We start from the raw sequence: 14,453 nt of genomic DNA on the forward strand, positions 1-14,453 counted from the left end.
GCCGACGCGCACATCGCCTGAGGTGGCCGCATGCCACTCGGTCGTCGTCTCCCATCCGGATCTCGTCGCCCGCGTCGTCGAGGAAGCCGCGAACACCACCTGCTCGATCAGGTGATCTCGGCTGCCCGGGCCCGCTGTTGGTGACGGTTCCGGTGCAAAACCTGCGTGCGACCGCCAGGGCGCGCTGGGGGTCGGTGGTCCAGATGCCTCAGGACAGGCCGTAGTCGGAGTCGTTGGCGATGACGACCAGGACTGGGCCGAAGAGCTCCTCCTGGGCGATGTGCATGGAGTTGTCGACCCCCTTGGACGCCACCCCTGACGGGCTCACGCGCTCGCCAGGTCGGGGAGCCGACCCAGTGCGTCGCGCAGTGCGGCGCGTGATGTGATGCCCAGCTTGGGAAAGACACGGTAGAGATGCGAGCTGACGGTTCGAGGAGACAGGTGTGTTCGTTCGCCGATCTCCTTGTTGGTCAGGCCGCTGGCGGCGAGATCCGCGATGCGGCGCTCCTGCCAGGTCAGCGAGGTCAGGGGGATCGGCGAGGTGCGGGAGGAGTTGTCGATGGTGCGCAACTCGGTGCGCGCCCGCTCGGCCCACCCTGTGGCACCGAGCTGTTCGAAGCAGGTGGCAGCGCTGGCCAGCAACTGCCGTGCGGCCTTGCGGCCATGATTGTGCCGCAGGCGGATGCCGTGGGCCAGGCGGATCCGGGCCAGCTCGAAGGGGAAGTTCGCCCCCGCCGGGTGCGCTTCGGCCCGCGCGTACATCTCGGCGGCCTCCCGATCGTTGGTCGCCGTCATCGAGAGAACTCCGTAGGTGAGCAGGGCCAGCCGGGGCGAGATGTCCGGGAGCCCGGCGGTCTGGGCTGCCAGCGCGTGCCGTCGGGCCTGTTCCGTGCGACCCGTGTGGAGGGCGGCTTCGACGAGGTCGAGCAGGGTCCCCGAGGCCTGGTGAAGATACGGCTCGAACGTGCCGGGATGGGTGATGCCGCTGGCATGGAGATACGCCGCTTCGTAGTCCCCTTCGCTCAGCGCAGCGACTGTGCCGGCGGTGTCGGCAAGCTGGGTCAGGAGGCCTATCCCGCGTGGGGCGGCCCAGGAGTCGACCATGGCCTGCAGCTCACGTGCTTGCTCGACTCGACCTCGCATGGCCGCGAGGACGGCCAGATAGGCGCGGCTCTGGTAGGCGAAGAGGGTGAGTCCGCGAACCGTTGCCAGTTCCAGGCTGCGCCGGCCCGTCTGCTCGGCGGCCTCCCATTGCCCAGCGGCCATCTGGTCGAGAAGGAGCAAGTGCAGCATGGATATGTCGCCGGCCTTGGCCCCGACCTCCCGCTCCCGCTCCCGCTCCATCGTCCGCTGGAGATGTGACCGGTACCGGCCCAGGGCGCCCACGCGGTAGGCGACGTCGCACAGCCGGGCGACGTCCCAGGGGTCCAGCTGGGGAAAGTTGACGAACGCGCTTTCCACACGCTCGTGCAGCCCGGTCCCCCGGCGCAGCACATCGCTCCAGGCATCCTGGTAGACAAGCGAGTTGGATGGGATCAGATGCTTCACTGAGGCGAGCACGGCATGGGTCCTTTCCCACATGGCGCAGTTGCTCGCATACTGGCTGATCACGAGCAGGAGGTTCACCAAGGGCGTGAGGACGTCGTGCGGCTCGCCTTCAGCCCGGTCACGGATGTTCTCGATCACGTTCAGCAGTTGACGGTGCGTGGAACACACCTCCCCGTCCTCGTAGAGGGCCACGTAGGCGCTTGCGGCCACGGCAGCCGGAGACGGGACCCCATGCGTGGTGCCGGAGTGGACGAGATGCTGAGCCCGCTCCAGGAGACCGGCCTGCCCGGCGATGAACGCCGCGTCTCCGAGCCTGCGAGAACGGCTCTCGCGGTTCTCGCTCAGCTCCGCGGCTCGGGTCAGCCACGCGACGGCCGCGGCTTCACCGCCCCGCCGCCTCGCCGAGGCGGCAGCCGCCTCAAGCGCGGCTGCGACCTGTTCGTTCGGGTCGATCGCCGCCGCAGCCAGATGCGTGGCGTGCCGTTCAACGTCCTGCCGGTGCAGCTGGGCCAGAACGGTGTGAGCGGCCCGGCGCTCGTTGGGAGTTGCCATCCGCACCACGGTGGAACGGACGAGCGGATGCCGGAAGACGAACTCACCGGTGTACGGGTCCACGTCCAGCAGTCCGCAGGCGGCCGCTTCGTCGGCGTTCAGCATGCGGTACCGCACCGCCCGCACCGGACTGGAGCCGGTTCGCGCGCTGACGCCGTCGAGGGCACCGCGCAGGAGTTCCGTGCGAACAGCAGGGGTCAGGGCCGCCACGCGTGCTCCGTAGACGTGCTGGAGGCGACGCGGAAGCGGCACGCCCCCGGCCCCGAACGCCTCCTCGACGCCGTGTCCGGATGGGGCACTGCTGAGCAAGGGCGGCAGTTCCACGAGCGCCAGAGGGACGCCCATCGCCTCATCCAGGACGAGAACCCGGATGTGCGGGGCCAAGGCGGGGTAATGGCTGTCCAGTACCTGTTGCGAGGCCTCCCGCGACAAGGGCGGCACGTGCAGTTCGGAAAGCCCGGCGCTGTCGAATCCCACGGGGACGCCGGAGCGCACGCCCACGAGCAGCTTCACCTTGCTGTCGGCCAGACGTCGGCCGACGAATCCGCACACCGCGGTGCTTGTGACGTCCAGCCACTGGCCGTCGTCGATCACCATCAGAAGAGGCGTCGCGGACGCCGCGAGGGCGAGCAGGTCGAGGACCGCGAGGCCCACGGCCATCACGGACGGCGCCGGCCCGTCGCACCTCCCGAAGACCGCGCCGAGGACCGCCCGGTGGACGCCGTCGAGCCGGTCCATGTCAGGGAGCAGTGGGTAGAGCAGTTGGTGCAGTCCGGCGAACGGCAGCTCGGCTTCGGCTTCGGCCCCGGCAGCTCGGATCACGCGGTGGCCCGTCGCCGACGCGAGGTCCGCGACGTGTTCCAGCAGCACGCTCTTGCCGACGCCCGTTTCGCCTCGTAGGACGAGGGCTCCCTCCTCGGGCGAGGCGATGAACGCCGAGAGGGCCTGCTGCTCGGCCTCCCGACCCACCAGGGCATGCATGCGATCCACTGCCCGTATCCTCCTCTGTCGCTGGATCGGCTACTCCGATCCGTGTCGGTCGTACACGCCCCCGCCGGGGGCCTTTCAAGCTGATGTCGGTGTCGCGCCGCCTGCGACTCGCCCGCCCCTGCCGAACTTGACGGGCTGGGTGTTCTGTCTCCTCTTGTCGGTGTCAGGCGCGGATGACCGTGACGGCTTGCAGGATCGAGTCGGCCACCGGACCGGGCTGGGTGACCGGCAGGGCGTGCCCGGCGCCGGGGATCTCGGCCAGCTCCTTGCCGCCGGCGCGCTCGGCCATGAAGCGCAGCGCCTCGGCGGGGATGTTGCGATCGGCGTCGCCCCAGACGAACCAACTCGGCAGGTCCCGCCACGCGGGTGCGGCGCCGGTGAGGCCCTCGGTGAGCGCGGCCTCGGATATCGGTCGCTGCGTGACCGCCATCAGTGCGGCCTCGCGCGGGTCGGCGTCCGCGGCGAACTGCGGCGGGAACTTCGCCGGGTCGATCGACAGCTCGGTGCCGCCACCGGTCAGTGCCCGGAGCACGACGGCGTCGCCAAGCGTGCTGCCGGGGAACCGGTTGGACAGTTCCAGCGCGCTCTCGCCGATCTCGGGGGCGAAGGCGGCCACGTAGACCAGTGCCCGGACGGCCGGGTCGCCGGCGGCCGCCTGGGTGATGACAAGGCCGCCGTAGGAGTGGCCGACCAGGACCACCGGGCGGCCGAGGGACGCGACGACGTCCCGGAGGTACTCGGCGTCGGTGCGGACGCCGCGCAGGGGGTTGGCGACCGCCACCGCGGTCACCCCCGCGGCGATGAGGCGCTCGATCACGCCGTTCCAGCTGGACGACTCGGCGAACGCGCCGTGGACGAGGACGACTACGGGTTCAGGGGTTGTTGTCTGCATGCCGCCAGCCTCGCCCGCCCGGCGGCCCGGTCGCCCCCGGGGCAATCCCTGGCTGTCCCTGGCCAGTGCCCCCTGGCCCGGGTTCGGCGGCCGGCCCGGGTGGGGCCCGGGCAGGGCATTCCGTGAGCGACCGGACGCAGAACCGGCAGGCTGCAGGCTGTCGTTGGCGCCGCCTATGAGATCCGCGACCTGATATGGCCGCTGACCGACGACGCCCGGGGCGCGGAAGGTCTACGGAAGGGCCGTGCGCAGCTCACGCCGTGAGCTGATCCCGAGCTTGTTGAACACCTTGCGCAGGTGCCACTCGATGGTGCGGGCGCTCAGGAACAGCTCGGCTCCGATCTCGGCGTTCGAGCGGCCGTCCCGGGCCCTCCGGGCGATCTGGCGTTCCTGCTCCGTCAGTTCGACCGTCCGCTGTTGGGCGCTCTGCGGCACCGACACGCCGCAGGCTGCCAGTTCGAGGCGCGTTCGCTCGGCGAACGCCTCGGCGCCGATGGCCGCGAACATCTCGTGCGCCGTGGTCAGCTGCTCGCGTGCCTCCCCGCCGCGTTCCTGCATGCGCAGCCATTCGCCGTGGAGCAGGTGGGCCCGGGCCAGCGCGACCGTGCCGCGGCTGTGTCCGAGCCGCTCTATAGCCTCGCGGTAGAGCTCGTCGGCCTCGGCGCCCTCACTGATCAGGGCCCGCGAGCGCGCCTCCGTGCCCAGGCCCCACTCCGTCGTGCTGGGGGTGGTGGTCCGGGCCAGCCGTTCGACGGCCTGGACGGCCTGGGTACGGTCGCCGCAGCGGACGGCCGCCTCGACCAGCTCGCTCAATGCCCAGGAGGCGAACGCGGACTCCGTGGGGCTGGCCGTCGCCAGCGCTGCCGCGTTCCTCGCCTCTGCGAAACGACCGAGGCCGTTGTGCAGGACGGCCTTGTTGTAGTTGATCAGGGTGAAACCGATGCCCTCGCTTCGCTCGACCGCGATGTGCTCACCGTCTGGATCAGGCCGACGGCTTCGGCCTCCCGGCCGCGCCACGCGGCCACCGCCGCCGCGTCGTAGGCGGGGCGGGCGATTCCGGTCGCCTCGGCAACGGCCTCCGCCTCCTCGAGCAGCTCGGCCGCGGCCGGGAACCGGCCCGCGTGCAGGTGGGCCGCGATCCGTTGGGTCAGCGCGACCGGCAGCATCACCAACGCGCCGACATCCCTGGTGTGACGGAGATTCAGCTCGGCCAGCGCCTCCCAGGCCACGTCGTCCCAGGTCTCGCAGGCCCCATGGCAGGCGATGGCGAGCCAGCGCATGGCCTCCGTGACCGGGAGCTCGTCGCGCCGGAAGGCGTCCAGAGCCCGCTGCATCGGTCGGGTGCCCTTGGCGTGCCCGTCGGTGTACAGAACGGCGAAGGCGTCGAGCAGCAGGTCCTGCGCGCGCGGAGACCGGCCCGGCGCGGGAGCCGTCTGCGCGGAAGCGGCCACCTCCGCCACGGTGGCGCGGCCGGCGAACCGGCCCGCCAGCAGTGAGTAGGTGATGGCATCCAGATAGGTCTCCCTGGACAGGACGGGGTCGAGCTGCTCGAACCGCTGTGCGGTCTCCAGCAGCAGTACCGGTGCCTCGGCGGCTCGTCCGGTGGCGAACGCCAGATGCCCGCGCAACTGCCCGACGTGGGCGGCCCGCAGATCGTCGGACGGACCGGACTCCACCTTGTCGAGCAGAATCCGGGCGCCCTCAGGCGCGCCCGCGTGGTACTTGTACCTGGCCGCGGCGAGCTCGCGTTCGGCGCGCACCGCCGGATCGCCGGTCAGTGCGGCAGCGCGTTCCAGGAACGCCCCGGCTGCCGACAGCCCGCCGCGTCCCTGGGCCCGGTCCGCCGACGCCTCCAGCTCGGCGGCGACAGCCTCGTTCCGGTCCGCGGCGGCGTGCGCGAGGTGCCAGGCCCGCCGGTCCGGATCGGCTTCCCGTGACGTCGCCTCGGCCAGGGCACTGTGCACCCGGCGGCGTGCGTCAGCCGTGGCCACGCGATACACCGCGGAACGCACCAGCGGGTGGCGGAACGCCACCCGGACCCCGATCGTGAGCAGCTCCGCCTCCTGCACGGCACTGCCCGCCTCGGGGCTCAGCCCGAGAGCCGCTGCGGCCCGCCACATCAGGACCGGATCGCCGGACGAGTCGGCTGCCGCGAGCAGCAGCAACTCCCTGGCGTCGGCGGGCAGCTCGGCGATGCGGCGCCGGAAGCTCTCCTCGATCCGTCCGGTGAGCGCTGATGCTTCGAGCAGGCCGAAGCCGCCGGCGAGCCGGTCCGGGGAGGCGAGTGGAAGTTCGAGCAACGCCAGTGGGTTGCCGCGGGCCTCGGCGAGCATCGCGGCGCGGACTCCGTCGTCGAGCGGCCAGCGCACCACGGAACTCAACAGCTGCTGTGCGGCGTCCTCTGCGAGTCCCTGGACCGCCAACTCGGGCAGGCCGCGCATGCTGGCTATCGGCCGGCGGCTCGCAAGCAGCATGAGCACCGACTCGGCACGCAGCCTGCGCGCCACGAATGCCACAACCTGCGCTGACGCGTCGTCGAGCCAGTGGGCGTCGTCCACCACGCACAACAGCGGGCGTTCGCGGGCCGCCTCGGCGAGCAGATTGAGCAGGCCGAGTCCGACGAGGAACGGGCCGGAAGCCTCACCGGCGCGCAAACCGAAGGTCGTCGCCAGTGCGTCCGCCTGGGGTGCCGGCAGACGGTCGATTCCGTCCAGCAGCGGCAGGCACAGCTGGTGCAGTGCCGCATAGGGGAGTTCCATCTCGGACTCGACTCCGGCGACCCGCAGGACCTTCAGGTCGCCGCCGGCCTGTTGCGCGTAGTCGAGCAGTGCGGTCTTGCCGACACCCGCCTCACCCAGGAGCACCAGAGCCTCGCTGCGGCCGTCGCGCATGGCCTTGAGCAACGCGTCCAGTGCCGCGCATTCCGTGCGTCGCCCGAGCAGCATGGTCATCTCCTTACGGCCATCGCTGAACATGTTTGAGGCGAGCGAAAGCCTCTCACATCTGCGGGCCGGGCGCCGCTGCCGCCCCAGGTCAGAGGTGAGCCTGGTGGGAGCGGGCCGCCGTCGGAACACGTCGCGGCTCCGTTTTGGCAGTCGAACTGACCGGGTGTGGGACTGTGACGACGGGGACGCCCCACACCCGGTCAGTTCACGGCTGGACGCGCAGTGCGGCCGCGAGTTCGCGGCGCGTGGCGATGCGCAGCTTGGTGAACACCTTGCGCAGGTGCCACTCGACGGTTCGCGGACTGAGGAACAGGGCCGCTCCGATCTCCGCGTTGGTACGTCCCGCCACGGCCAGGCGGGCGACCTGCGTCTCCTGGGGTGTCAACTCGTCGCGGGGACCGTTCGTCCGGCTCTGGACCGTCTCGCCGGTGGCCTGCAGTTCGCGGCCGGCACGGCGGGCGAACGCCTCCGCTCCCATCGCGGCGAACGCGTGGTGTGCCGCGCGCAGTTCGTCGCGTGCGTCAGTCCGGCGGCCCGCGCGGCGCAGCCACTCGCCGTAGAGCAGGCGCGCCCGGGCCACGAGCAGATCGAGCCGGGTCGTCGACAACTGCTCGATCGCCTCGCGGTAGCGGTCCTCGGCTTCGCCGGGCGACCCGGCGAGCGCGTCGGCAAGGGCCTGCACGCCGAGCGCCCAATCCGAGCCGGCAGACCGGGTCCGCTCGGACAACCGCTCTCGGGCCCTGGACGCGATGCCCGTCTCTCCCGCCCGGGCGGCAGCCTCGACGGACTCGACCAGTGCCCAGTTCCCAACGCCGAGGTCGTCACGCCCGGCCGCCCGTTGCGCGGCCCGCATCGCGGCCGGGTACTCGCCGAGGCCGTTGTACAGCAGCGCCGCGGCGACGTCGGCCATGCCGTTCAGCCGCCCCTCGCCGTATGCGTCCGCGTCCCGGAGGACCGTGTCGATCAGCTCTCTCGCCTCCGCCTCCCGGCCCCGAGCGGCGGCCAGGGTAAGTGCGGGGCACAGGTCCGGTACAAGGCCGGTCGCCCGGCCCAAAGCGTCGATCTGGTCGGTCAGGGCGGCCGCGTCCGCGAAACGGCCCGCCTGGATCAGCGCTCCGGCCCGGGAGGACAGGGCCGCCGGCAGCAGCGACAACGCGCCGGTCGCCCGGGCGTGCGCCACCGCCCGCTCGCTGAGCTGGTACCAGGTCTCGTCGTCCCACACCGCGTGCGACGCCGGAGCCGCGAGCCAGAGCAGCCGGAGGTCGTCGTCCTCGCTCAACGTCCGCAGCGCGCGGCGCAGTTCGGGGACGGCCGCGGCGTGCCCGTCGAGAACCCACGTCGCGAGTCCGGTCAGCAGAAGACCAACGGCATCGGTGCCGGGCGGCACGGCGCGGGCGCCTGCAGCGGCACGGTGCAGATCCTCGCCTGCGAGCGGGCCGGCGTGCAGCGCCACTCCGAGCGCCCAGAGGTACGTCTCTCGTGCCGCGGTGGGTTCCAGCTCCGCCAGTCGCTGGGCCGCGGCGAGCAGACGCGGCCCTGCGGCCCGGCCGTGCGTGAGCGCGAACGCCGCCTGCGCGCGCAGCCGTTCCGCGTGGGCCTGGCGCTTCGGGTCGAGCGGAGCCGTCCCGGCGATGTCGAGCAGCTGGGGAACCCGCACCGGCATGCCGGCGGTCAGGTACGCGTCCGCGGCCACCAGCAGGCGTGCGGCGTGCGCGGTGCTGTCCGCGCTGAGCTCGGCGGCCCGTTCCAGGACGTGGGCGACGGCGGCGTAGCCGCCGCGGGCCAGAGCATGGCCGATCGAGCGCTCGAGCTCCTCTGCGACCTCCTCGTCGGTCGCGACCGCGGCCTGGGCTCGGTGCCAGGCACGGCGGTCCGGTTCCCGGCTCGGGTCGATCACCTCGGCGAGAGCACGGTGTACCTCGCGCAGCTCGGCGGCGTCCGCCGAACGGCGGGCCGCCGCGCGAACCAGCGGGTGTCGGAACCGCACCCTGGCACCGATCTCCATCAGCCCGTCGATCCGCGCCGGAGCGGCCGCCTCCGGCCCGATCCCGAGCCGTTCCAGCGCGCGCAGCAGCAGCGTCCCGTCGCCCACAGCCTCCACGGCGGCCGCCAGCACCAGCTGCCGGGTGTCAGCGGGCAGCGCAGCGATCTGCCGGCGGTAGTCCTCCTCGACCCGGCTCGCCGGTGAGGCGCTGCGGGCGCCGTCGAAGCCAAAGGCCAGTTCCGCCGGGGACAGCCCCCGTGGCAGTTCCAGCAGCGCCAGCGGGTTGCCGCGTGCCTCGGCGACGATCCGGTCCCGCACCTGGGGATCCACCGGCTCGGGCAGCACCGAGTCCAGCAGCGCCCGGGCGTCGTCGTCGCCGAGCCCGTCCACCCGCAACTCCGGAAGGCCGGCGAGGTACTCGGCGTTGGCCTGCGCGGGTGCGGTGGCCGACGTGGAGACGGCAAACACCAGAGCCACCGACTCGGCGTGCAACCGACGGGCCACGGACGCGAGGATGGCCCCGGAGAGCCCGTCGAGCCACTCCGCGTCGTCGACGACGCAGACCAGCGGCTCGTCGGCGGCAGCCTCCGCCAGCAGACCCAGCACGGCCAGCGCGATCAGCAGCTGCCCGGGCGGTTTGCCACGGCTCAGCCCGAACGCCGTGGTCAGCGCCCCGCGTTGCGCCTCCGGCAACCGATCGAGGTGGTCCAGTAGGGGCGCGCACACCTGCTGGAGTGCCGCGTACGGGATCTCCGACTCCGTCTCCACCCCGGCAGTCCGCACGACGCGGCCCACCGGCGCCTGGCCGGCCAGATACGTCAGCAGGGCGGTCTTGCCGATACCGTACTCGCCACGCAGGACCAGCGCCCGGCTGTGCCCGCCGTGCACGTCACGCAGCAGCCGGTCGAGCACCTCCTGTTCCCGGGCCCGCCCGCGCAGGTGCGACCCCGGTGAGATATTCGCCACGTCCCGTCGACCTCCGTGCTCAGGCTCCGCCACGAGTCTCAGCTGCCCAGGCCGGCGGTTCCGGCGACATGGACGGCGTACCACGACGGCCCGTTCAGATCCCCGATCTTGAAGTCCACGATCGTCAGCTCCTTCGCCACAGCGCATGCCGGTCGGCACCGACCACCATGATCCCGGCAGCAGCCGCCCGTCGCCCCAGGGATGAACCCTGGTCGGTACCCTAGCCTTGAGGGGCAGGGGGTGGTGCATGCCTGTCTGCAGCCCCCGACACCCGATCGGACGGCAGGCCAAGTTATCCGCACGCCACCGATGACCGGCTGCCCCGCTGAGGCCTCGCGCTCGCGCTTCAGCCGGAGGCGGGCGGCGGCTGGACGAGGGTGTACATCACCCGCTCATCTTCAGATGCCGCCGGTCACCAGCCCGGGAGTCCTGGGGCGGCCGATGATAGCCGTCGCTTGCCGCCCCTCCAGGTCGGCGCTCTCGCTGCGCTCGGGCCTCTCCCCGGACCGGCGGCTGCGCTGACGGCTGATCGGCCTGCCTGTCCGGTGCCAGAACTGACGCAGAGAGTCCGACCTGGTCTTCTAGGTTCGGCTCTCGTGCTGTTTCGACTTCTGTATCTGCTGGTGGGCAGGGTGTTCGGCTGGCTGGTGCTGCTCACCCGGGGCAACGCCTCCAAAGAGGTGGAGATCTTGGTGTTGCGGCATGAGATCGCGGTGCTTGTTGAGCTCTGCCACGCGGCGATGAGCTGGCCGAAGCGGAACGCGGGTGCACCGGTCTGTGCGAGATAGTCCCGAATGCGCATCCAGCGGCTCCTCTTGGTGAGGATGGTGCTCACGTGTCACCGCCCGTCGGAGGCAAGACCTCGCGACCCCGGTAGCCGCGGCAGTGCTGGCATGCGCGGTGCGGCGGGGTGGGCTTGCCGCATGCGGGATTCGTGCAGGTGGTGAGCGCTGGGGTGCTCGCTTTCCAGTGAGCGCGACGGTGGCGGGAGCGGGAGCGTGACGTACGGTGCTGCATGGCCACGGCCTTTCGTGGGTGGTTTCGGGTGCCAGAGGAACTGGCGGACAACCGACCACGGGCCGTGAGTCGCTGCGGCGAGAGCTTCGATCAGGGCTACTGAGACCGCCATCTGCGCGCGGCGATGGGCGGAAGGCGTAGGGAAGATCGAAGTTGCGTGTTCTCAGGCACGAACTGGGACCGAGGTCGGTGCGATGCGAACGTGCCAGCAAAGCTCAAGCGCAGGTGTCAACGCCTCAGACGGGCGGACTCGCGCTGCTGCGTCAGGAGAACGGTCTTTCATCGGCGGGCAAGCCCCACGCGGATGAAGCCACCGGCAGTTCGGTGGCTAGATTCTGTCGACCTCGATCTCCATGGCACCCATCGTAACAAGAACCTCAGGTTAGTTCGAACCCAATTGGTCGGGCGACTCCGGCACACGCGAGCGTGCCTCGACGTCGCGATGGCGGAGGTCCGGCACGCGTTCACCGCGGTGACCGAGCGGCCAGCACGATCCGTCGCCTGCGTACATCCTTGATGCTGAGCACGGGAATTCCTCCCAGGAGTCTTCGAGATAGAGAAAGTGCAACAACGCACCGCCCGCGTGAGCGACGTTGGCGTGCAGGGACGCGACCGGAGCGATGGATCGGTTGCAGCGGGACGCCGGAGCCTGTCCGGACGGCGACGTACTTGGCTCGGTGCCATCACCCTCGTCCCGAAAACAGTGCGGTCACATCGGTCATTTGACGGTCAGTCGCGAGGGGCCTTGCGAAGCTCGCCTGCCTCTCATCGGCCGCGCAACCGCCCTGACCGGCCGCCTGCTGGGCGTGAGATGCGGTGCATGGGCGGAGATTCGACGCTCAATTCCCGTGCCGTGCACGCGGACGGATCAGAGGCCGCGCGCCGGGAGTGCTGGTCCTGCGCTGGTCGGGGGCGCTGCGAGACGCCTGTGCCATGGCAGCGGAGCGTGGCCCACTGTTTCTGGCCGTCAACTGACTGATGTGCCGGTGTCGGCCGCAGGCGAACGATGAGGGACACCGCGAACCCCATGTCAGCAATTGGAGAAACATGAAACGCGTTCTGACCAGTTTGGCGGCCGGTGTGCCGCTGGCGGCGGCGATCTTCCTGCCGACTGGCGTCGCGGCGGACACCGGCAGTCCGGTCACCGGCCCGTTCACCTGCTCGTCCGTCTCCGTGAAGGCGCCGTCGGGCACCACGGTGGAATCTGTGACGGCGCAGCGCCGCGAGGCGGGCACCGTGACCGTCCCCGAGGTGACGCCGCTGCCCAGCATCGAGATCCCCGGAGTGCCGGCCCACTGCGCGGTCACGGTCACGCTCACCCACCCGGGTGTCGGCGATCACGCCAAGGTGCAGGTCTGGCTGCCCGAGGCAAGCTGGACCGGCCGGTTCCAGGCGGTTGGTGGCAGCGCGTTCGCCGCTGGCGACTACGGTGCCGCGCTGGCCGGCGCGATCAAGACCGGGTACGCCGCCGCCACCACCGACGCCGGCGTCGGCACCTATATCGACACCACCTGGGCACTGAACAGCGCGGGCGAGGTGAACACGGAGTTGCTGAAGAACTTCGCCGACCGCTCCCAGCACGAGATGACGGTCGTCGCCAAGCAGGTCATCGCTGCGGTGTACGGCAAGCCGGCCTCCTACTCGTACTGGAACGGCTGCTCGACCGGGGGCCGTCAGGGCTACATGGAGGCCCAGCGCCACCCCGGCGACTACGACGGCATCCTCGCCACCGCTCCAGCCATCAACTGGACGAGTTCGAGGTCGCCACCCTGTGGCCGCAGGTGGTCATGAACGTGGAGAACACCTTCCCCGCCCCCTGCGAACTCGCCGCCTTCAACCAGGCCGCCGTCAAGGCTTGCGACCCGCTCGACGGCGCCCGCGACGGGCTCATCGGCGACCCCGCCAAGTGCGACTTCGACCCGCGCAAGCTCATCGGCACGACGGTCGCCTGCGAGGGCAAGCAGGAGACCATCACCGCGGCCGACGCCACCGTGGTCCGCAAGATCTGGGACGGCCCGCGCACGCCGTTGGGCAAGAAGCTGTGGTCCGGCATCCCGATCGGCGCCGGCTTCGACCTCGCCGGCACCCAGCCCGGCCCGGACGGTAGTCGGGTGGGCGCGCCGTTCCCGGTCCCGGCCACCTGGGTCGCGACCTGGCTGAAGCGCCAGCCCGCCTTCGACGTGTCGACGATCACCTACGCCGAGTTCGCCACGCTGTTCGCGCAGTCTCAGGCCGAGTACGACTCGATCATCGGTACCGACGACCCCGACCTGTCGGCGTTCCGCCGGGCCGGCGGCAAGCTCCTCACCTGGCACGGCCAGGCTGACCAGCTCATCCCCACCCAGGGCACCGTGGCATACCGCGAGCAGGTGGCGCGCGCCATGGGCGGCTCGTCCCGTGTCGACGACTTCTACCGGCTGTTCCTCGCGCCGGGTGTGGACCACTGCGGCGGCGCCACGAGCACCGGCCCCGTGCCCACCGACGCCTTGGGCACCCTGACCGCCTGGGTCGAGCAGGGCAAGGCCCCGCGGACGCTGCGCGCCTCGATCAAGGACGCCTCCGGCAAGACGGCCACCCGGAACCTGTGCCTATACCCGTCCGTCTCCCGCTACTCCGGCTACGGCGACCCGGCCGACGCCGGCAACTATTACTGCGCCCCCGTCCAGAAGTAACCACCATACGCTCGGCTTGAAGGGCCACTCACATGAGCACGAACACCTCTACCCTGCTGAGGCTCTACCTGGGTCGCGGCATCCTCGCCGTGGTGTGGGCCGCCGTGTTCGCCTCGGCACACACCATGCTGGACGCTGCGGCGATCGCCCTGCTGGTGATCTATCCGCTGATCGACGCGGTGTCCTCGCTGATCGACCTTCGCACGCATCCTGACGGTTCTGAGCGCCGGGTCACGCTGTTCAACGGGGTGCTCAGCGCCCTGGCCGCAGTAGGCGTCGGAGTCGCGGGGAGCAGTGGGGTGGCGGCGGTGCTGCATGTCTTCGGCGCTTGGGCGATCGTCTCGGGAGCAGCCCAGGTGCTTGTCGGCCTGCGGCGGCGCGGCCCGGAGCTGGGTCAGCAGTGGCCGATGCTGATCGCGGGCGGCCTGTCCTTTGTCGTGGGCGCCTTCTACAACATCCAGGCTCTGGGGGGCGCCCCGTCGCTCGACGTGCTGTCGGTGTACGCCACCGGCGGCGGCGTGTTCTTCATCGTCCAGGCCGCCCTGCTGGCTTGGCGCGCCCGCCGGGCCCGGTCGCGGGCTGTCTGACGGTGGCCCGGCTTCGGCGATGACCCGGTAGCCCGCGTCGCACGTGGCGGCCCTGGCAAGGGGTCGCCGTCGTCGGCACCCACACCAGACGCCGGCCACCCCGTGAGCGGGGTGGCCGGCGTCGACGCGTTGTACGCACCTCCGGCAGCATGTGCCCCGGCAGGGACAGTCGGATGACCTAATCGTCGCAAGCACAAGGTCGTGACCAGAGCCCCGGCGCGCGCCGTGACCCCGCGCGCCACTCGTCTGCCTGGTCGTCATGCCACCGTGTGCCGCCGCCCGCTTCTCACCGTCAAGTGA

Annotated in this window: 11 protein-coding genes; 4 read left to right on the top strand and 7 right to left on the bottom strand. The window is 71.2% G+C overall.

The window, feature by feature from the left end; translation table 11 throughout:
* Positions 1-208 precede the first annotated feature (208 nt).
* The 6 genes from H4W81_RS02085 to H4W81_RS02105 all read right to left on the bottom strand — a co-directional run bounded on the left by H4W81_RS02085 (position 209) and on the right by H4W81_RS02105 (position 9,877).
* Entirely contained in the window at positions 209-328 is a 120-nt protein-coding gene (locus H4W81_RS02085) for an aldehyde dehydrogenase family protein (RefSeq protein WP_225958412.1), read from the bottom strand.
* Entirely contained in the window at positions 325-3,081 is a 2,757-nt protein-coding gene (locus H4W81_RS02090; protein WP_192780555.1) for an AAA family ATPase, read from the bottom strand. Before H4W81_RS02090 ends, H4W81_RS02085 begins: the two co-directional genes overlap by 4 nt.
* A 172-nt stretch (positions 3,082-3,253) precedes the next feature.
* A complete protein-coding gene (locus H4W81_RS02095; protein WP_192773217.1) occupies positions 3,254-3,982 on the bottom strand; it encodes an alpha/beta fold hydrolase in 729 nt (242 codons plus the stop codon).
* 231 nt (positions 3,983-4,213) lie between these two features.
* Entirely contained in the window at positions 4,214-4,999 is a 786-nt protein-coding gene (locus tag H4W81_RS49120) for a helix-turn-helix transcriptional regulator (RefSeq protein ID WP_318781467.1), read from the bottom strand.
* On the bottom strand, positions 4,909-6,933 hold the full coding sequence (locus H4W81_RS02100; protein ID WP_225958413.1) for an AAA family ATPase: 2,025 nt from the start codon (positions 6,931-6,933) through the stop codon (positions 4,909-4,911). The genes H4W81_RS49120 and H4W81_RS02100 overlap by 91 nt, the downstream gene beginning before the upstream one ends.
* A 199-nt stretch (positions 6,934-7,132) precedes the next feature.
* Positions 7,133-9,877 carry a helix-turn-helix transcriptional regulator gene (locus H4W81_RS02105; protein WP_318781468.1) on the bottom strand — a complete coding sequence of 915 codons (2,745 nt, stop codon included), beginning with the start codon at positions 9,875-9,877 and terminating at the stop codon, positions 7,133-7,135.
* 596 nt (positions 9,878-10,473) lie between these two features.
* Here H4W81_RS02105 and H4W81_RS02110 point away from each other — a divergent pair.
* Complete coding sequence (locus H4W81_RS02110) at positions 10,474-10,665, top strand: hypothetical protein (RefSeq protein WP_192773218.1); 192 nt, start codon at positions 10,474-10,476, stop codon at positions 10,663-10,665.
* Between the two features lie 43 nt (positions 10,666-10,708).
* Here H4W81_RS02110 and rpmF read toward each other — a convergent pair whose 3' ends face one another.
* The gene (gene rpmF / locus H4W81_RS49830) at positions 10,709-10,894 is read right to left on the bottom strand and encodes a 50S ribosomal protein L32 (protein WP_192773219.1); all 186 of its coding nucleotides are present in this window, start codon (positions 10,892-10,894) and stop codon (positions 10,709-10,711) included.
* Between the two features lie 1,047 nt (positions 10,895-11,941).
* Between rpmF and H4W81_RS48300 the strand changes: the two genes are divergently transcribed.
* From H4W81_RS48300 to H4W81_RS02125, 3 genes are read left to right on the top strand one after another with little or no spacing between them, the layout of a single operon-like run.
* Positions 11,942-12,685, top strand: coding sequence for a tannase/feruloyl esterase family alpha/beta hydrolase (locus H4W81_RS48300; protein ID WP_264083127.1), 744 nt, complete (start codon positions 11,942-11,944; stop codon positions 12,683-12,685).
* Complete coding sequence (locus H4W81_RS48305) at positions 12,682-13,566, top strand: tannase/feruloyl esterase family alpha/beta hydrolase (RefSeq protein WP_264083128.1); 885 nt, start codon at positions 12,682-12,684, stop codon at positions 13,564-13,566. The genes H4W81_RS48300 and H4W81_RS48305 overlap by 4 nt, the downstream gene beginning before the upstream one ends.
* Before the next feature lie 32 nt (positions 13,567-13,598).
* Positions 13,599-14,153 (top strand): DUF308 domain-containing protein, encoded by a 555-nt coding sequence (locus H4W81_RS02125; RefSeq protein WP_192773220.1) that lies wholly within the window; start codon positions 13,599-13,601, stop codon positions 14,151-14,153.
* The last annotated feature ends 300 nt before the right edge of the window (positions 14,154-14,453 follow it).

This window comes from Nonomuraea africana (assembly GCF_014873535.1).
In the GTDB taxonomy this organism is placed as follows: domain Bacteria; phylum Actinomycetota; class Actinomycetes; order Streptosporangiales; family Streptosporangiaceae; genus Nonomuraea; species Nonomuraea africana.